Source organism: Kyrpidia spormannii, from assembly GCF_002804065.1.
Classification (GTDB): Bacteria; Bacillota; Bacilli; order Kyrpidiales; family Kyrpidiaceae; genus Kyrpidia; species Kyrpidia spormannii.
In genome coordinates this window covers 1,895,530-1,913,232 of sequence record NZ_CP024955.1, presented here as the reverse complement: position 1 = coordinate 1,913,232, position 17,703 = coordinate 1,895,530, and the positions used below count along the sequence as shown (strand labels likewise).

Genomic DNA, 17,703 nt, shown 5'->3' with positions numbered 1-17,703 from the left:
GGAGGCTTTATCCCGTTGATCGAGAAAATCATGGAGATGGAAGAGCGCCGGCGGAAGGTGGAGCTCGGCGGTGGCGACCGCCGGATCGCCCAGCAGCACGACCGGGGCAAACTGACGGCCAGGGAACGGTTGGAGATCCTGCTGGATCCCGGCACCTTTCGGGAATTGAACCCCTTCATTGAACACCGGGGCACCTTATTCGGCTTGGATAAAGTGGAAGCGCCCGGTGAAGGGGTGGTAACGGGATACGGAAAGGTGGACGGGCGGACGGTTTACGTGTTTGCCCAGGATTTCACGGTGTTCGGCGGTGCCCTGGGGGAGATGCATGCGCAAAAGATCGCCAAGATCATGGATTTGGCGGCGAAAAACGGTTGCCCCATCATCGGGTTGAACGACTCCGGAGGTGCCCGGATTCAAGAAGGGGTCGTCTCCCTGGACGGGTATGGGCAGATTTTTTATCGGAACTCGATCTATTCCGGCGTGGTACCCCAGATTTCGGTGATCATGGGTCCCTGTGCCGGTGGGGCGGTCTATTCCCCGGCGATCACCGATTTTATTTTCATGGTCGAAGGAACCAGTCAAATGTTTATCACCGGCCCGAAGGTGATCGAGGCGGTGACCGGGGAGTCGATTTCGTCGAACGATCTGGGCGGCGCCAAAGTGCACGGGTGTTTGAGCGGTGTAGCGCATTTTACGGGGCCTGGGGAGGAAGAGGTCCTGGGCCAAGTTCGGCGGCTGCTTTCGTTTTTGCCGAGCAATAGTCGGGAAAAACCGCCCCGGACGAGCGCCCGGGACGACGACGGCTGGGAGGAAGAGCTGATCGATTTGGTGCCGGTGGACGGGACGAAGGTCTACGATGTCCGCCGGGTCATCGAGCGGGTGGTGGACGACGGCGATTTTATGGAAGTCCATCCTCAGTTCGCCAAAAATGCCGTGGTGGGGTTTGCCCGAATCGACGGCCGCCCGGTGGGGATCATCGCCAACAATCCGAAATTCATGGCCGGGGGCCTGGACATCGATTCCTCGGACAAGATCGCCCGGTTCATCCGTTTTTGCGATAGTTTCAACATACCTTTGATCACCTTTGAAGATGTGACCGGCTTTATCCCCGGCGTCAAGCAGGAGCACGGGGGAATCATTCGCCACGGAGCGAAGATTTTGTACGCCTACTCCGAGGCCACGGTACCGAAGATCACGGTGATTCTCCGCAAGGCCTTCGGCGGGGCTTATGTGGCCCTGAACAGTAAGGCCATCGGGGCGGATCTGGTTTATGCGTGGCCCATCGCGGAAATCGCCGTCATGGGCCCCGAAGGTGCGGCGAATATCATTTTTGCCCGGGAGATTGAAGAAAGTCCGGATCCCGCTGCCACCCGAGCCGAAAAAATCGCCGAATATCGGGCGCGGTTTTCGAATCCTTATGTGGCCGCCTCCTATGGCATGGTGGACGATGTCATCGATCCCCGGGAGACCCGGCGTAAACTAAAAGAAGCCCTGGAGATCCTGGAGGAGAAACAAGAATCGAGGCCGGCGAAAAAACACGGCAACATTCCGTTATGAAAGGCGGCGAAAAGTCAGCGCTGGAGGACCGGGTAGTCAAAGAGTTTTTTCGTTTGGTTCAGATCCCCAGCCCTTCCCGGGGTGAGCGGCGAATGGCCGATTATGTGCGCCGGCGGCTCGGGCAGCTGGGGGTGGCGGTGGAAGAAGATCGGGCCGGGCGGTTGATTGGCGGAACGGCGGGCAATCTGTTGGTTCGGCTGCCCGGGAGTGAGGGCCGCACGCCGCTTCTGTTTGTCGCCCATCTGGATACCCGGGGCGGAGGGGCCAAAGCGAGCCCACACCTTCATGGCGACCGCATCGTCGGAGACGGGTCGCGCCCCCTGGGGGCGGACGATAAAGCCGGCGTGGCGATCTTGCTGGAGACCGTTCGGTTGCTTGTGGAGCGGCGCGCTCCCCATGCTCCTTTGGAGATTCTGTTCACCGTCGGAGAAGAAGTGGGGCTGATGGGCGCCAAAGTGTTTGACGTCGACCGCCTGACGGCCAGATGCGGTTTTGTGTTCGATGCGCCGGGCCCGGTGGGATCGGCGGTGCTGCGGGGGCCGGCCCAGGGGGTGGTGCGGGGGGCTTTTTTGCCGCAAGTGAGATCCCGGCGGTGGGGACGGCGGGAGCTGGGGTCGAGCCCCGGTCGGGCGGCTGCGGCGGCCCTGGCCGGGATGGGGTTGAAGCGGAGGGAGCACGGGATTGAGGCTCGGATTCTCTCCATCGGGGGTTTCGCCCGGGGCGAAGGGACCATGAGCATTACCGCCGAAGTGGTGGGGTACGATTCCCAACGTGTATGGGAAAAAATGGACCGCATTGGCCAGAGCGTTCGTCAATCGGCGGAGAGTCATCGGCTGCACGCCGAGGTGCGGACGGCGGTCCTGTTCCCGGCGATGAACGTGGAGCCCATGGACCCCGTGGTCCTACGCTTTTGCCAGGCGGCCCGGCAGCTCGGCGTGCCCATCCGTTTTGGGGAAGCCGACGGAGGCAGTGATGCCCATGTCCTCAATGCCCGGGGTTTGCCGACGATCGCCCTGGGAGTGGGATATGAAGATGCCCATAGCCTCCGGGAGTCGGTGAAGGTGCGTGCTTTGGCGGACGGGGTTCGCCTGGCCCTGGCTCTTGCCGGGTCGGCCGAGGAATAACGGCCCGGAGGTCGCCCATGGGAAAAACGCTGCTCGGGGTTGTCAGATGATGCACGGGGGTGAGGAAGGTTGGCTAGTTCAGAGGTCGGTGAGAAGACCCTGGGAGTGACCACGGTGTTTTCCGGCCGGGTGCTCACCGTGGAGGTGCATGAAGTGGAATTGCCCGGCGGCGGACGCACCTCCCGGGAGGTGGTTCGCCACCCCGGGGCTGTTGCTGTGGTGGCGGAAACGGATGAGGGCCACGTGGTGCTGGTGGATCAGTTTCGCTACCCCATTGGTCGCATGTCCAAGGAGGTGCCGGCGGGAAAACTGGAACCCGGCGAGGATCCCCTAGCCTGTGCCAAGCGGGAACTCGAAGAGGAGACGGGCTACCGGGCGGGCCACTGGAAATTCGTTACACGCTTTTTCACCTCCCCGGGCTTTTCGGACGAGGTCATGTACGTGTATTACGCGACCGGCCTGACCCCAGGCGCCAGTCACCCCGATGAGGACGAATTTCTCGAGGTCTCGTCCATGTCCCCGAAGGAAGTGCGCCACGGCCTGGCGAGCGGCCTCTTTTGCGACGCGAAAACCTTGGTAGCCCTCCAGTGGTGGGCCGGCCGCAGGTCCGAAAAATAACGCCGACCTGGTGCGGAGGCACCCTATTGGGCCGGCACAGGGAAAGGGGGCGGCGCTTTGGTAGAAGACGTCCCGTCGGCCGTGGGTGGTTTTGGTGAATGGTTTGTCGATCTCCATGTCCACATCGGGCGAACGCTCCAGGGGCGGCCGGTCAAAATGGCCGCTTCAGCAGCGATGACCCTTCCGGCGGTGTTGGAGGAAGCGACCCAGCGCAAGGGTCTTGATGTGATCGGAATCGTGGACGCCGCCTGCACCGGCGTCCTGGAAGAGGTTCAGGAACTGGTCGACAGCGGTGTCCTGCGGCCCCATTCCGGGGGTGGGTTGATTTTCCGGGATCGCACCTTGCTCCTGACCGGCGCTGAGATCGAAGTGGCCGGCCCGGAGGGAGGAGCGGCTCATTTCGGCGTTTGGCTTCCGGGTTTGGGTGAACTTCGGGAATTCTCGGCGTGGTTGTCAGAACGGGTGACCAATCCAACTCTCAGCTCCCAACGGATTCGGGCGGACGCCATCGATCTTCAGGAGGAGTGCCGGCGGCTGGGCGGATTGTTCATTATCCATCACGCCTTTACCCCTCATAAAGGTCTGTACGGAAACTGTGTGACTCACATGGCGGACATGGTGGACCCAGATGAGGTCGATGCCGTAGAGCTCGGCCTCAGCGCCGACACCGACATGGCGGATCGGATTTCGGAACTTCAGTCCTTCGCCTTTGTGAGCGATTCGGATGCACATTCCACCGGCCGGATTGCCCGGGAGTACAACCGATTTCGCCTCCGGGAACCGAGCTTCGAAGAGATTCGCCTCGCCCTCCACAGCCGGGATGGCCGGGCGGTGACGGGCAACTACGGCCTCGATCCATCTTTGGGCAAATACCACCGGACCGCTTGCCCCCGCTGTGGCACTGTGGCTTCGGATCCGCCCCCGGTGACCACATGCCCGGTGTGCGGCAATTCCCAGACGGTGATGGGGGTCCTGGATCGCCTCACCCAGGTGGCCGACCTCGACGAACCCCGGCACCCCCCCGGGCGTCCGCCCTATGTGCGTCAAGTGCCTCTGTCATTTATTCCGGGTCTCGGACCCAAACGCCGCTCGGCCCTCCTCAAGGCTTTCGGCAGTGAAATGGGGGTGCTCCACCGGGCCTCCCGGGAGGCCCTGGCGGAGGTGGTGGGTGAAGGGCTGGCTGATCTGGTGATCCGGGCCCGGGAAGGGCGATTGACCCTGCGCACCGGCGGAGGCGGCCGGTACGGCGGGGTCGTTGTGTGACGGGTTTCCGGCGGCGGGCGTTCATAGCCGCTCCTTGTCCAGCATAAGTATGGAACATCTTGGACAAGGAGGGCGCAGAGGTGAAATCCCGATGGCGTCAAGCCGCCGACCTGCACCTTCAGACCCGTAGCGGGCTCTACCGGTTTGTGGCCGTGCTGTTTCTCGTGGGCGTTTTCTTTGGAGCGATCATCGAAGGATCCCTGGGTCCATCCCAAAAACAACTGCTCGCTGACGAAGTCGGCAGTTTTCTCACGATGCTCACGGCGGGTCAAGGAGCGGCGCCCGGGGACGTCGTGCGCCACGCGGCTGCGGTGAACCTGCGGTGGGTGGCATTCATATGGATCTTTGGCCTGTCGATTATCGGGCTGCCCCTGATCGTCGGGATGGTTTTCCTAAAGGGATTCGTGATCGGGTTTTCAGTGGCATTTTTTGTCGAAAAATATGCCTGGCCGGGCTTTGTGATTTCGATGGCGGGGATGTTGCCCCAGAATCTCCTCACCGTACCTGCTCTCATGGCTTGTGCCACGGCGGGCATCGCTTTCTCCCTGGAGCTGATCCGGGTCGGGTTTGCCCGCCAAGGCCGAGGGCAACTGGCGGACCATCTTCGCGGCTACTCTTTGCTGGTGATGATGATGGCGGGGGTTGCTCTTGTCGCCGCCGGAGTGGAGGGGCTGGTGTCCGCCCGATTGATGACCCTTGCGGTCAGCCGATTGATTCACTGAGTGCCTTTGGCAGAGAGGGGGCGGGAGAAAATGGCCAAACGCTTTACGGTTCGAAACGAATCTTTCGTTTGTGTGCACTGCGGCCTCGCAGTGGCCCCCCTTCCCGGGAGTTGCCGGAACCATTGCCCCCGTTGCCTGTGGTCTTTGCACGTGGACGAGCTCCCCGGGGACCGGGCGGCGGCCTGCGGGGGGCCGATGGAACCGGTGGCGGTGGAATACGACGGGAAGAAGGGCTATCGGGTGGTCCACCGGTGCCTCAGCTGCGGCCACATCTCCCGGAACAAGCTATTCTTTGAAGCCCGGGTGCAGCCGGACTCGCTGGAGGCGGCCTTGGCCTTGCTACAAGGGAAAGTTTGACAGAGGAAAACCGGACGTCCTATAATCAAATCAGAGAGACGGACGGGGGGTGCAGGAGTGGAGGAGAGGCTTGCGGATCGGTTGCAGCAGATCAAAAAGCTCTTGCACGCCGAACAGCTAAAGTTGACCCCTCAACGGGAGGCCACGCTGAGGGTTCTCCTGGAGAATCAAGAAGCGCACCTCAGTGCCGAAGAGGTGTTTATGCTCGTCAAGCACAAAGCGCCGGACATTGGGCTGGCCACGGTGTATCGAACCCTTGAACTTTTAGTCGACCTGCGAATCATCGAGAAGTTGAATTTTGGTGACGGAGTGGCGCGGTACGAGTTTCGGGAAAGAGATCAGCCTCACCACCATCACCATCTGATTTGTCTGGATTGCGGCAAGGTGTCGGAGATCGAAGATCTTTTGGGGGATCTGGAACGGAGTATCGAAACGAGACACCGTTTTCGAATTGTGGACCACCGGGTCAGTTTTCTCGGATACTGTCGAGAATGTCAAGAGAAAACGAAGACCGAAGGAACCGCCCTCCCCTCGGTGGCCAAAGACAGGTAGCACGACTATCTGTCTTTTTGTTTGGCCCGGCGGGAGCCGGATGCCCGGACATAGGATACGTCGAGGCGGGGAAATCTGAGGATAAAGCAGCTATCGGGGGAGCCTTGCATGTTGAGAGGAGTGAAACGCCATGGTGATCGGCGTGCCGAAGGAGATCAAGAATAACGAGAATCGAGTGGCGATGACACCGGCCGGGGTGCACGCCTTGGTCGACGCGGGACATCGGGTCCTGGTGGAGGCCGGAGCCGGGGTGGGCAGCGGGTTTACCGATCGGGAGTACCAGAGCGTGGGGGCGGACATCGTACCCGAGGCTTCCGAGGTTTGGCAACAGGCGGAAATGATCGTGAAAGTCAAGGAACCCGAGCCGGGAGAGATTCAATTTTTCCGGGAGGGGCTCGTGATTTTTACATATCTTCACCTGGCGGCAGCCCCGGAATTGGCAAAGGCCCTGCAAGAAAAGGGGGTCACCGCCATCGCCTATGAAACGGTTCAATTGCCGAGCGGCGCCCTTCCCCTGCTGACGCCCATGAGTGAGGTCGCCGGGCGGATGTCGGTTCAGATTGGGGCCCAGTTTTTGGAGAAGCCCAATGGGGGAAAGGGGGTACTCCTCGGCGGGGTGCCCGGCGTGCATCCGGCTCGGGTGGTGATCATCGGCGGTGGGACCGTGGGCACTCAAGCGGCGAAAATGGCGGTGGGCCTCGGTGCCGATGTGGTGATCCTCGATAAGAATCCCGAGCGACTCAGGCAGTTGGACGATCTGTTCGGCGGCCGGGTGACGACGGTGATGTCCAACGCCTACGCCATTGAACAGGAAGTGCGCCAAGCCGACCTTTTGATCGGCGCCGTGCTCATCCCCGGGGCCCGGGCGCCAAAATTGGTCACGGAAAGTATGGTCAAGAAGATGTCCCCGGGCTCGGTGATCGTCGACGTGGCCATCGACCAGGGGGGATCCATTGAAACGGTGGACCGGGTCACCACCCACAGCGATCCGACGTATGTCAAATACGGGGTCATCCACTATGCGGTGGCCAACATCCCCGGGGCGGTGCCGAGAACTTCGACCCTGGCTTTGACCGGCGCCACGCTTCCATACGTGGCCGCCTTGGCGAAGGAAGGGTATCGGGCGGCGGTGAATCGCGACCCGGTTTTGGCCAAGGGCGTGAATGTCGTGCACGGATGTGTCACCAACGCCGCTGTGGCCTCGGCGGTGGGGGTTCCCTACACGCCACTGGAGGAAGCCATTGCCCTGTAGCTGCCGGGGTGCCCGTGCAGAGGGTCGCAGCCTTAGGCGGCGAACGCCCCCGGGGGCTTTCGGGGGTGGCCGGGGGCTAAAGGCGCCGGCGCGGCGGGCCGGGCGGGGCGGCATAGAACCTGGGGTCGGAGCATACAGTGCGGTGGGGGGATCAGCATGGGCCACCGTCAGCGGAGCCGGAGCGAAAGTTGGTGGTATTTCGGTACCGCCATCGCTCTGGCCTTTTTGCTGTTTCAGGCCTGGTTGTTGTGGAACGAGCAGCACCAGGCACGGAACCCGTATCGGGAACCCCGGGGGCCGGCGCTACGGGTCCAGGGGCCAGCAGCCCAGGAATTTTCCTGGGAGGCGGTTTGGCAGAGACTGCAAGAGTTTTACCGGGTGGGGGAGTGAGCGGGAGGATTTACGACATGAATTGTAGAATATTTTCGAGGCACCGAATCGCACCATCCGATCGGGGTGGGATGGACGGGGGCCGATGGCATGAAGACGATGATTGAGCGATTTATTCGCTATTTGGCCATTGAAAAGGGGTTGGCGCCGAGCACGTTAGGGTCTTACCGGAGTGATCTGGAGGACTTTTCCGAGTTCCTCAGGCGGACGGGGTGCGGGGATTGGCCGGAGACCGGGCGGCGACACATCGTGGCGTATTTGGCCCACCTGCAAAAGTTGGGCCGGGCGCCGGCCACCGTGTCTCGGCACATGGCTAGCCTGCGGTCGTTTTATCAATTTTTGTCCCGGGAGGGACTGATCGAGGTAGACCCCACCGGGCAGCTGGATTCCCCGAAAGCGGACAAGCGGCTGCCCCGGGTGTTGAACGTCGAAGAAGTCGAACGGCTCCTGGCGGCGCCCGAGGGATTGACCCCCATGGCCCTCCGGGACCGGGCGATGTTGGAGATGCTCTATGCCACGGGGGTTCGGGTCTCCGAACTTGTGTCCCTCAACGTGGCGGATGTCAACCTGAACATGGGTTATGTGAAGTGTTACGGGAAAGGATCCAAAGAGCGGATTGTGCCCCTGGGATCGGCAGCCCTGGAGGCGGTCCATGCGTACCTGACCAGGGGGAGGGCTGGGTTATTGAAAAATGGGGATCCTGGTGCCCTTTTTGTCAATCACCAGGGCAAACGGTTAACCCGGCAGGGGTTTTGGAAGATTTTAAAGAAATATGCCCGGACGGCGGGCATTCAGAAGGCCATTACCCCCCACACACTGCGGCATTCCTTTGCCACCCATCTGTTGGAGAACGGCGCAGATCTGCGGGCGGTCCAGGAGATGCTCGGCCATGCGGATATCTCGACGACCCAGATCTACACCCATGTCACGCAAACCCGGCTTAAAGACGTGTACGAGCGCACCCATCCCCGGGCCTAGGCCGGGTGGGCCGAGGGCGGGGCGCCGCGGGAGGTCCGAGGCGGGAGAACCGAGGATCTAAAGGCTGGGGAACGATTTCGGATAAGGGCAAAAGGCGAGGAGGGAGTGGCCGGGTTGCGATGGATATGGATCGTTCTGGACAGTTGCGGAATCGGCGCCGCACCGGATGCGGATCGGTACGGGGATGAGGCGGCCAATACCCTGGGTCATATCGCCCAGGCGGTGGGCGGCCTCCGGGTGCCCCATCTTGAGCGTTTAGGATTGGGGCGCCTGGTCGATTTGGGCCATCCGGCGGATCAGGAAGTCGTGGGTTGCTATGGAAAGATGAGGGAGCGCTCCGTGGGGAAAGATACAACGAACGGTCATTGGGAGTTTGTCGGGGTCGTGCTGGACCGCCCTTTGCCCGTCTATCCCCACGGATTTCCCCGGGAGATTATCGACCCCTTTGAGGAGGCCATCGGGCGAAAAATTCTCGGGAATCGACCGGCTTCGGGGACGGAGATCCTGAAAGAGCTCGGGGAGGAACATGTGCGCACGGGCCGCCCCATCGTGTACACGTCGGGGGACAGCGTTTTTCAGATCGCCGCCCACGAAGAAGTGATCCCCCCGGAGGAGCTCTACCACATGTGTGAGGTCGCCCGGGGATTGCTCCAGGGGGAACACGGTGTGGGGCGGGTGATCGCCCGGCCTTTCGTCGGCCAAAACGGACGGTATGTCCGCACCGACCGCCGGCGGGATTACTCTTTGCGCTTCGGTCGGACGGTCCTCGATGAGTTGCACGATGCCGGGTGGCCGGTGGTGGGGATTGGCAAGATTCACGACATCTACGGTGGGGCGGGGATCGGCGAGGCGGTACATACCAAGGACAATATGGACGGGGTGGACCGAATTGTGCAGTGGGGGCGGCGGCTGGATCGAGGCCTGATCTATGGGAATCTGGTAGATTTTGATTCCCTGTACGGCCATCGGAACGATCCTATAGGCTTTGCCAGAGCGGTGGAAGCCTTCGATCGACGGATGCCGGAGATCCTCGATGCGCTCCGGTACGACGATGTGCTTATCATCACGGCGGACCACGGATGTGACCCCACCACGCCCGGTACCGATCACACCCGGGAGTGGGTGCCGCTGTTGGTGTGGGGACCGGGGCTGAAAACGGGGGTCGACCTGGGGGCGAGGGATACTTTTGCTGATATCGGCGCTACTTTGGCGGAAGCCTTTGGAGTTCCGGCGCCCCAGGTGGGGATGAGTTTTTGGAAAGAGGTGCGGGGATGAAGACGCAGTGGGTACGCGAGGTGGCGGAACGGCTGGAGCAGGGACTTGCTGAGAAGCCCCGGGTGGCGGTGATTCTGGGATCGGGTCTGGGAGGAGTGGCGGATCGGTTAGAGGCAAAACGGGTGGTGCCCTACGAAGAGATCCCGGAGTTTCCCGTTTCCACGGTGGTGGGCCACGCCGGGCGCTTGGTGTTTGGACGGCTGGGGGGCGTGCCGACGGCGGTGATGCAAGGACGGTTTCACCTTTATGAAGGCTATACCCCGGAGCAGGTGGCTTTTCCGGTGCGGGTGCTGCGAACCCTCGGGGCGGAGATTTTAATCGTGACCAACGCCTCCGGGGGCGTGAATATAGGATTTCGTCCGGGAGACCTGATGTTGATTCGAGATCATTTGAACCTGACGGGGAAAAACCCTTTGGTGGGGCCCAACGACGATGAACTGGGCCCCCGGTTTCCCGACATGTCCGCGGCGTATGACCGGGAGTTACTCGGTCTGGCTCGGCAGGTGGGCCGGGAGCTCAATCTCCCGTTGCAAGAAGGGGTGTATGCGGGCCTCCTCGGCCCAACCTTCGAGACTCCGGCGGAGATTCGCATGCTCCGCGTCTTGGGAGCCGACGCCGTGGGAATGTCGACGGTGACGGAGGTTATCGCCGCCCGCCACGCGGGAATGCGGGTGCTGGGGATCTCGTGTATCACCAACATGGCGGCGGGGATTCTCGATCAACCCCTGTCCCACGAAGAGGTGTTGGAGACCGGCCGGCGGATCGGCGCGCAGTTCAGCGGGCTCATTACCGAGATCGTGAGCCGACTGTAAGCCGGTTATAAAGCCGGAGGGAATCCGCGTCAATATCGGATAACCCTTCCCCCCCTGACACACACTAGATGCGCAAGGGCAGTGAAGGAGGGAGGAAGGGATGAACCTTCGCGCGGGAATGATCGGTCTGTGCGCCGCCGCGCTTTTTGCATCGCCTACGGTGGCCTCGGCCGAAGTCGGAGTCAAGGGGGCGGGGGTAGCGTCAGAGGCTCGGTCGGTCCCGGGCCTGGAGCCGACGACGGGGGCGGACGCCGGGAGCCCCGTGGCGGCCAAACGGCCGCGGGCGGAGACAAGCCCCAAGCTGGCGGAACACGCGGTTTCTGCTGTGCTCATGGACGCCGCCACCGGGACGGTTTTGATGGAGAAAAATAGCCACGAAAAACTGCCGCCTGCCAGTATCACGAAGATCATGACGATGCTGCTAACCGTCGAGGCGCTGGAACGGGGACAGGTGCAATTAAGCGACCGGATTCGCACCAGCGAACGGGCGGCCAGTATGGGCGGGTCGCAGATTTTTTTGGAACCTGGCGAAGAAATGACCTTGGACGATATGATGAAAGGCATTGCCGTGGCCTCGGCGAACGACGCCTCGGTGGCGGTGGCCGAATACTTGGCGGGTTCTGAAGCGGAGTTCGTGAGCCTGATGAACCGCCGGGCGGAAGAGCTCGGCATGCGGGACACCCATTTTGTCAATTGTAACGGTTTACCTGCGGAAGGCCACTATACGTCCGCTTATGATATTGCGATCATGTCCAGGGAGTTGTTGAAACACCCCCAGGTCCTCAGGTGGACGTCTTTGTACGAGGATTATTTGCGAAAAAATACCGATCGTCCTTTCTGGCTCGTGAACACGAATAAGCTGGTCCGCTTTTACCCCGGTGTAGACGGGCTAAAAACCGGGTTCACCGGGTCGGCCCGGTACTGTCTGAGCGCCACGGCGAAAAAAGGCGATTTTCGGGTGATCGCCGTGGTGATGGGAGAGCCGACCTCGAAACAGCGGAACGCCGAAGTGACGCAAATGCTGGACTGGGCCTTCGGGCAGTACCAATTCGTAAAGCTTTACGGCCCGGGGGATCCGGTGGGGCAGGTTCGGTTGGACAAAGGAGACCCGGAAAAAGCCCCGGTCACGGTGCGGCAAAGTGTGGGGGTTTTGCTTCGCCGAGGCGAATCGAAAACAGGGATTCGGGCCCGGGTCGTGGTTTCCCCCGGGGCGGCGCCGAAGAAAAAAGGGGCTTTGGTAGGCAAGGTGGTGGTTTATCGGGACGATCAGCCCGTGAGCGCAGCGCCCCTGTATCTGGCCAAAGATGTCCGTCGCGCGGGGTGGTGGGCGATGTTCGGGCGCACCTGCCGACATTGGCTGGGGGCGAGTGACCGATGAGGGTGGGCGTGCACCCTGGGCGGCCTGGGCGGGGCGGCCCCATGGCGGGCTGGGGTTGGCCATGCTCACGCCACTTCCCGTCTAAGGTTTTGGCAGGAAAATATTGCTTAGGATGAACAAGATCATTCCGATGAGGAAGATCGCAAAAGCGATCGATAAAAAAATAGATGCTGGACGGGGGTCCAAGGCAAAGGCCACCCGGGCCACGAACCCCGCGCCGGTGGCGATTCCGCCGATCCAAATCAAGGCGATGGATAGTTTGCGCACCACAGCCGTCGTCCCTCCTGTCTGTCTAACTTTCATCATAGCAGAGCGAGGGGAACAAGGCGACTCATAACCCCGGCTCGGCCCGCGTAGATGTGGATGGGGAGGGGAAGTTATGCGCATTCGAGTGGGTGTCGCCGGAACTGGAGGGGGGAGGGAGGGGGATCATCGGTTCGGGATGGGCCATCGGGGAGAAACCCCGCCGGAGGGTCGCGGGGAGCGGAGTGGCGTCGTCGGCCCCCCTCCCGGGGGTGGGCCGAAGGTTCCGCAGTGTGGGAAAAGTGTCGGCACCGGGTCTCCTGATCCGATTTCCCGTCACCCCCTTGGTGCGGACGCTACGGGCAGCCGCGGGGACGGCGATGGGAATCGGGAAGGCCGGGGCGGATCCGGGGGGCCTGAGCGGGAAGGGGAAGCGACCCGAAGGGTGGCCGAAACCGCCGCCAGGATCGAGGAACCTCTTCGGACCTTGGCGGCTTATCTGGAGAGAGGGAATTTTGCCGAATATGTATATATGGTGACCAGGCCATCCCGACTGATCTGGATCAATCTGATCAGCGGCCTGTCCCGGGGGGTGGGCATCGGGGTGGGGTTTACCCTGATTGCCGCGCTCCTTGTCTATCTCCTGCAGGCCCTGGCGGTGTACAACCTCCCGGTGATCGGCGGTTTTATCGCGGAACTCGTCAAAATCGTCCAGGCTCAGTTGCACACGCCCCGGGTGCCCTGAGCAGAGCCCCCGCCCGGGGCAGGGGAGCTCGGTCCCCCGGGTCACAAGATCCCGCCCGGAGACATGTCCGGACTTCGGTGCGGACCCGGCGGGCTGGAAGGAAGGTGTTCCGGGCCGGGATTTTCTCTCCCCGGAACACGATTCACAGGGCCTTTTTGGACCTCGTGACGCAACCGGGAGGTCAGCCGGTGTTAAGGCGGTGCCGGTGACGAGAACCGTGCACCAACCCCGCGTGTTTCTCCGTGTATCGAAGCCACAGGGCGTTGACGAGGAGCAAAAAGCTGGTGGAAAAGAACACATAGTGAAACCCGAAATGGGCGGCGGTCTGGCTGCCGAGCAGTGGCCCCCCGATGTTCCCCAGATATTGGGCGGATTGGTTGTATCCGAAAACCCGCCCGGCCATGGCCTCGGGGACGTTGCGTTTGATCAGGGAGTTGATCGAGGGCAACATTCCCGCCATACACACCCCGAGGAGCAACCGTAAACCGAGGAGCTCCCAGGGCGTGCGGACGTAGGCCTGGGGAATAAACACCAGGGCACCGACCAGAAGAGCCGCGAACAGAATTCGGTGCGGGCCCAACCGGTCGGAGATTCTGCCGAGCCACGAGGCGGTCATCGCGTTGGCGAACCCGGCCGCCGCGACCACGGCGCCGGAGATGAGGGCGATGTGTTCGGTGTTCCCCGCCAGTTGCGTCACGTAGACGGTGACGATGGGCTCAATGGACATGTTGGCCAACTGCAACATGAAGGTCGTCAGAAAGAGGGCCCAAAGGGTTCGCCGATTGGGGATCTGGGCCCAGAATCCTCCTTTGGCCTGGGGTGTCGGTTTCGGCGGCGCAAAATGTTCTTTGGCAAAGATGAGGGTGATGAGAAAGGCGAGCATCATGAAGCCGCCGGTCACAAAAAAGACGTGCCGAAGCCCGATCGCTTCGGCGAGATACCCCCCGATGAGCGGCCCCATGAGGTTGCCGCCCACGGTGCCCGTGGACAGGGTTCCCAGGGCCCATCCGGAGTGTTCCTTTGGCGTCTGGGTGGCGATCAAGGTGATGGCCGCGGCGATGTACCCAGACACCGCCCCCATCAGCAGCCGCAGGCCCACCAGTTGGTAGACACTGGTCACGAATCCCATCGCCGTCATCACAATGGCCATCCCCAAGCTCGCTCGCAGAAGCATCAGTTTCCTCCCTCGGCGGTCGGCGAGGCGCCCCCAGATTGGCGAGACGATGGCTGACATGAGGAAGGTCGAGCCGAAGGCCATGCCCGCCCACTGTTCCACTTCCGCCGTGCTCTGGACGCCCAGTAGTCGAATGTACAGCGGAAGAAACGGGATGACCAAACTCATCCCGGCAGTGGTGGCGAAGGACCCGATCCATGCGATGAGAAGATTTCGTTTCCATAATATCATGGTTGTATCCCTTTCGTCCCACGAAACATTCACTTACGTTAATATTATTATAAAATCCTTGTCAAGATGAAAAAGGGCCCCTCCAGGGTGTCACCCCTTCTGCATGGTTCCGATCCCGGGCAGAAACACTAGCCCAAGAGGCAAGTCCCGCGGGGGACGCGGGAGAAAGGGGGAAACACGTGGAGACGGAGGCGCTGCGCCAGCGGCTGGTACAAGAGGCGGCGGAGTTATCCGAGAGGCTGGGGCGAAATGGCGGGTTCGGCCTCGACCGGCCGATGAACGATTCCGTGGGGGAGCTCTCGGGCTACGACAATCATCCGGCCGATCTAGGCAGCGACATGTTCGAACGGGGCAAAGACATGGCGCTTCGGGAAGCGGGATTCCGCAGGCTCGATCAGGTTCAAGAGGCGCTGGCGAGGATCGACCGGGGGACTTACGGGGTGTGCGAGCGGTGCGGCCGCCCCATCGGGGAAGCCCGGTTGGAGGCCGATCCGGCGGCGGGTTTGTGCATGGGTTGCCAGCAGCGCGAGGACGATCGGGAAGGGGATGACAACAGGCCGGTGGAAGAGGCCTTTCTCGCTCCGGGGTTTGGGAGGACGTTTATGGACGGGCAGGACCAGACGGGGTACGACGGGGAGGATGCTTGGCAGGACGTGGCCTTCTATGGCACGTCCAGCGATGTGGTGAGAACCTTTAGCCCCCAGTCGGACGATGATGACGACGAGGGGTGAGGGTGGGTGAATGCCTGCCCGCAAGCGGCGTTGCGGCTGATCTCCGGCCTGTGATACACTGGGGGCGCTTAGGTATTGGACGGGGTGAAGCCATGTTTTATGTCGGGGCTTTTCTGGTCTGGCTGGTGGACTGGTTGACGAAGTACTGGGTGAGTCACAGCATGGAGCTGGGACAGACAATCCCGGTGTGGCCCGGCGTATTTCATATTACTTATCATGAAAATGCCGGGGCGGCTTTCAGCATGCTGCAGAATCAGCGCTGGTTGTTCGTGGCGGTTACTCTGGTGGTCATCGCCGGGATTCTGTCGGCCAAACGGCGGACCCGGCGCCGTTCCACCCGGATTGCTTTGGCGTTGTTGCTCGGGGGCGCGGTGGGGAATCTCTGGGACCGGCTGGTCATCGGGCGGGTTATCGATTTTCTCGATGTGCGGATCATTCATTTTCCCATCTTTAATGTGGCGGACAGCTGTATCACCATTGCCGTAGCGTGGATGGTGGTGGATGCCCTTTTGGCCGGTCGCACTGTGCATAAGGAGAAGGAATCGTGAAGGAAGAGGCTCTGGAGCGAGATACCCTCTGGTTTGTGGTGGACCCGGAGGAGGCCGGGGAACGATTGGATCGTTTCTTGGCTGAGCGGTTGGCGGGTACGTCCCGGTCGCAGATTCAGGGATGGATTGACGAGGGGCGGGTGCGGGTCGGGGAGCGGCCGGTGAAGGCCAGCCACCGGGTGCGCCCGGGGGAAGACGTGCTGGTAGAGCCGCCGGAGCCCGAACCCTCGGAGCTTGTGCCCGAGCCCATACCTTTGAAGATCGTATTCGAGGACGAAGATGTGGTGGTGGTGGACAAACCCCGGGGGTTGGTGGTTCACCCGGCTCCGGGCCACTCCCGGGGCACGCTGGTTCACGGGCTTCTCGCCCACTGTGGGCGACTGTCGCGTTTGGGCGGGTTTTTGCGGCCGGGGATCGTGCACCGAATCGACCGGGACACGTCGGGCCTTTTGGTGGCGGCGAAAACGGACCTCGCCTATATGGGCTTGGCCAAGCAGTTTCACGACCACACTGTGGATCGGGAGTATCTCGCCTTGGTCCACGGGGTGGTTCCCCACGATCACGGAACGGTGGACGCCCCGGTGGGGCGCCATCCTCATCTCCGGCAGCAGATGGCAGTGGTGAGGGGCGGCCGGCCGGCGGTGACCCATTTTATCGTGATCGAGCGCTTTGCCCGGGCGACGCTGCTGCGGCTGCGCCTGGAGACCGGACGGACGCATCAAATTCGGGTGCACATGGAGTTCATCGGCTTTCCGGTGATCGGAGATCCGAAATACGGTCCCCGGCGTTCCCTGGGGATGAAGGGGCAGGCGCTTCACGCCGGTGTGCTCGGCTTTGATCACCCTCGCACCGGGGAGCGGGTGCGCTTCGAGTCGCCGTTGCCCGAGGATATGCTGGATCTCATCGCTGAACTCAGGGGTTGACGACGTGGAGGGCGCGCGGTATGATAGGCGAGAACAAGGATAGGCCTTCCTTGAAACAGGTCCCGCGAGGCCGGTAAGGAGGGGTGAGGCGGATTATTCACCTTTGCCGGCGGGCAAAGGTTTTTTTGTACCCGGGGGGTGGTGGCGGTGGCGGAGAAGGCGGTTATTCTCGATGCCCAGGCGGTGCGCCGGGCGCTGGTGCGGATCGCCCACGAAATTGTGGAACGAAATAAAGGCACCGAGGATGTGGTCTTGGTGGGGATCCGGACCCGGGGGGTTCACCTCGCCCAGCGGCTGAGCGCGATGATCGCTTCGTTTGAAGAAGGGATGGTGCCGGTGGGCTCTCTGGATGTGACCCACTATCGGGATGATCGGGAACGCTCGGGGGAGGCTCCCCGGGAACCCCGGATCCAAAGCGCCGACATTCCCGTCTCGGTGATTAACCGCCGGGTGGTGCTGGTGGATGATGTGTTGTACACCGGCCGCACCGTCCGGGCCGCCATGGATGCCCTGATCGATGTGGGTCGGCCGCGATCGATTCAGCTGGCGGTGCTCATCGACCGCGGCCACCGGGAGTTGCCGATTCGGCCGGATTATGTTGGCAAGAACGTCCCCACCTCCCGGGAGGAAACTGTGGCGGTGAGGCTTCAGGAGGTGGACGGAGTCGACCGCGTGGTCATCGAGGAGGCGGGGGACGGATTGGCCCGGCCGCCCGGCTGTTAGTGGACATTCTTATTCTCAATCACAGTGATGAACACTCCCTTTAAAAACGGTCCCGCGAGGCCGGAAAGGGAGGGATTCGGCACCTGTAGGGGAGGATTCCCCGGGGA

The 17,703-nt window shown here is 62.0% G+C and carries 20 protein-coding genes; 18 read left to right on the top strand and 2 right to left on the bottom strand.

Annotated features, from left to right (window positions below; genetic code table 11):
* Positions 1–30: 30 nt before the first annotated feature.
* From CVV65_RS09695 to CVV65_RS09635, 13 genes are all read left to right on the top strand, one after another.
* Positions 31–1,557: an acyl-CoA carboxylase subunit beta gene (locus CVV65_RS09695; protein ID WP_100669370.1), complete on the top strand. Its 1,527-nt coding sequence runs from the start codon at positions 31–33 to the stop codon at positions 1,555–1,557.
* Positions 1,554–2,681: a M20/M25/M40 family metallo-hydrolase gene (locus CVV65_RS09690; RefSeq protein WP_100667959.1), complete on the top strand. Its 1,128-nt coding sequence runs from the start codon at positions 1,554–1,556 to the stop codon at positions 2,679–2,681. Before CVV65_RS09695 ends, CVV65_RS09690 begins: the two co-directional genes overlap by 4 nt.
* A gap of 69 nt (positions 2,682–2,750) precedes the next feature.
* Positions 2,751–3,299, top strand: coding sequence for an NUDIX hydrolase (locus tag CVV65_RS09685; protein WP_100667958.1), 549 nt, complete (start codon positions 2,751–2,753; stop codon positions 3,297–3,299).
* A 57-nt stretch (positions 3,300–3,356) separates the two neighbouring features.
* Positions 3,357–4,562, top strand: coding sequence for an endonuclease Q family protein (locus CVV65_RS09680; RefSeq protein WP_100667957.1), 1,206 nt, complete (start codon positions 3,357–3,359; stop codon positions 4,560–4,562).
* An 80-nt stretch (positions 4,563–4,642) separates the two neighbouring features.
* Positions 4,643–5,284, top strand: a complete 642-nt coding sequence (gene spoIIM, locus CVV65_RS09675) for a stage II sporulation protein M (RefSeq protein WP_157935462.1) — start codon at positions 4,643–4,645, stop codon at positions 5,282–5,284.
* 30 nt (positions 5,285–5,314) lie between these two features.
* Entirely contained in the window at positions 5,315–5,641 is a 327-nt protein-coding gene (locus CVV65_RS09670) for an RNHCP domain-containing protein (protein WP_100667955.1), read from the top strand.
* 57 nt (positions 5,642–5,698) lie between these two features.
* On the top strand, positions 5,699–6,193 hold the full coding sequence (gene fur, locus CVV65_RS09665; RefSeq protein ID WP_100667954.1) for a ferric iron uptake transcriptional regulator: 495 nt from the start codon (positions 5,699–5,701) through the stop codon (positions 6,191–6,193).
* A gap of 130 nt (positions 6,194–6,323) precedes the next feature.
* A complete protein-coding gene (ald, locus tag CVV65_RS09660) occupies positions 6,324–7,445 on the top strand; it encodes an alanine dehydrogenase (RefSeq protein WP_100667953.1) in 1,122 nt (373 codons plus the stop codon).
* Between the two features lie 156 nt (positions 7,446–7,601).
* Positions 7,602–7,835 (top strand): DUF4227 family protein, encoded by a 234-nt coding sequence (locus tag CVV65_RS09655; protein WP_100667952.1) that lies wholly within the window; start codon positions 7,602–7,604, stop codon positions 7,833–7,835.
* A gap of 90 nt (positions 7,836–7,925) precedes the next feature.
* Positions 7,926–8,813: a site-specific tyrosine recombinase XerD gene (gene xerD, locus CVV65_RS09650; RefSeq protein WP_100667951.1), complete on the top strand. Its 888-nt coding sequence runs from the start codon at positions 7,926–7,928 to the stop codon at positions 8,811–8,813.
* A gap of 114 nt (positions 8,814–8,927) precedes the next feature.
* Positions 8,928–10,088, top strand: a complete 1,161-nt coding sequence (locus tag CVV65_RS09645; protein ID WP_100669368.1) for a phosphopentomutase — start codon at positions 8,928–8,930, stop codon at positions 10,086–10,088.
* The gene (locus CVV65_RS09640) at positions 10,085–10,900 is read left to right on the top strand and encodes a purine-nucleoside phosphorylase (RefSeq protein ID WP_100667950.1); all 816 of its coding nucleotides are present in this window, start codon (positions 10,085–10,087) and stop codon (positions 10,898–10,900) included. The genes CVV65_RS09645 and CVV65_RS09640 overlap by 4 nt, the downstream gene beginning before the upstream one ends.
* A gap of 100 nt (positions 10,901–11,000) precedes the next feature.
* The gene (locus tag CVV65_RS09635) at positions 11,001–12,278 is read left to right on the top strand and encodes a D-alanyl-D-alanine carboxypeptidase family protein (RefSeq protein WP_100667949.1); all 1,278 of its coding nucleotides are present in this window, start codon (positions 11,001–11,003) and stop codon (positions 12,276–12,278) included.
* Between the two features lie 81 nt (positions 12,279–12,359).
* Here the strand turns inward: CVV65_RS09635 and CVV65_RS09630 are convergent, their stop codons facing one another.
* A complete protein-coding gene (locus CVV65_RS09630) occupies positions 12,360–12,548 on the bottom strand; it encodes a hypothetical protein (protein WP_100667948.1) in 189 nt (62 codons plus the stop codon).
* A gap of 109 nt (positions 12,549–12,657) precedes the next feature.
* On the opposite strand from CVV65_RS09630, the gene CVV65_RS17160 reads away from it, so the two are divergent.
* Positions 12,658–13,266 (top strand): DUF5665 domain-containing protein, encoded by a 609-nt coding sequence (locus tag CVV65_RS17160; RefSeq protein ID WP_232796576.1) that lies wholly within the window; start codon positions 12,658–12,660, stop codon positions 13,264–13,266.
* Between the two features lie 181 nt (positions 13,267–13,447).
* Here the strand turns inward: CVV65_RS17160 and CVV65_RS09620 are convergent, their stop codons facing one another.
* Positions 13,448–14,671 (bottom strand): multidrug efflux MFS transporter, encoded by a 1,224-nt coding sequence (locus CVV65_RS09620; protein WP_100667947.1) that lies wholly within the window; start codon positions 14,669–14,671, stop codon positions 13,448–13,450.
* Between the two features lie 179 nt (positions 14,672–14,850).
* On the opposite strand from CVV65_RS09620, the gene CVV65_RS09615 reads away from it, so the two are divergent.
* The 4 genes from CVV65_RS09615 (at position 14,851) to pyrR (ending at position 17,596) form a co-directional block, all read left to right on the top strand.
* On the top strand, positions 14,851–15,402 hold the full coding sequence (locus tag CVV65_RS09615) for a TraR/DksA C4-type zinc finger protein (protein WP_100667946.1): 552 nt from the start codon (positions 14,851–14,853) through the stop codon (positions 15,400–15,402).
* A gap of 92 nt (positions 15,403–15,494) precedes the next feature.
* A complete protein-coding gene (lspA, locus tag CVV65_RS09610) occupies positions 15,495–15,950 on the top strand; it encodes a signal peptidase II (protein ID WP_100667945.1) in 456 nt (151 codons plus the stop codon).
* Entirely contained in the window at positions 15,947–16,873 is a 927-nt protein-coding gene (locus CVV65_RS09605) for an RluA family pseudouridine synthase (protein ID WP_100667944.1), read from the top strand. The genes lspA and CVV65_RS09605 overlap by 4 nt, the downstream gene beginning before the upstream one ends.
* A 147-nt stretch (positions 16,874–17,020) precedes the next feature.
* The gene (pyrR, locus tag CVV65_RS09600) at positions 17,021–17,596 is read left to right on the top strand and encodes a bifunctional pyr operon transcriptional regulator/uracil phosphoribosyltransferase PyrR (RefSeq protein ID WP_100667943.1); all 576 of its coding nucleotides are present in this window, start codon (positions 17,021–17,023) and stop codon (positions 17,594–17,596) included.
* Positions 17,597–17,703: the final 107 nt, after the last annotated feature.

Coding starts and splice junctions, on each gene's coding strand:
- CVV65_RS09695 (WP_100669370.1), top strand. CDS start 31: ATGGAGATGGAAGAGCGCCGGCGGAAGGTGGAGCTCGGCGGTGGCGAC.
- CVV65_RS09690 (WP_100667959.1), top strand. CDS start 1,554: ATGAAAGGCGGCGAAAAGTCAGCGCTGGAGGACCGGGTAGTCAAAGAG.
- CVV65_RS09670 (WP_100667955.1), top strand. CDS start 5,315: ATGGCCAAACGCTTTACGGTTCGAAACGAATCTTTCGTTTGTGTGCAC.
- ald (WP_100667953.1), top strand. CDS start 6,324: ATGGTGATCGGCGTGCCGAAGGAGATCAAGAATAACGAGAATCGAGTG.
- CVV65_RS09655 (WP_100667952.1), top strand. CDS start 7,602: ATGGGCCACCGTCAGCGGAGCCGGAGCGAAAGTTGGTGGTATTTCGGT.
- xerD (WP_100667951.1), top strand. CDS start 7,926: ATGAAGACGATGATTGAGCGATTTATTCGCTATTTGGCCATTGAAAAG.
- CVV65_RS09640 (WP_100667950.1), top strand. CDS start 10,085: ATGAAGACGCAGTGGGTACGCGAGGTGGCGGAACGGCTGGAGCAGGGA.
- CVV65_RS09635 (WP_100667949.1), top strand. CDS start 11,001: ATGAACCTTCGCGCGGGAATGATCGGTCTGTGCGCCGCCGCGCTTTTT.
- CVV65_RS17160 (WP_232796576.1), top strand. CDS start 12,658: ATGCGCATTCGAGTGGGTGTCGCCGGAACTGGAGGGGGGAGGGAGGGG.
- CVV65_RS09620 (WP_100667947.1), bottom strand. CDS start 14,671: ATGATATTATGGAAACGAAATCTTCTCATCGCATGGATCGGGTCCTTC.
- lspA (WP_100667945.1), top strand. CDS start 15,495: ATGTTTTATGTCGGGGCTTTTCTGGTCTGGCTGGTGGACTGGTTGACG.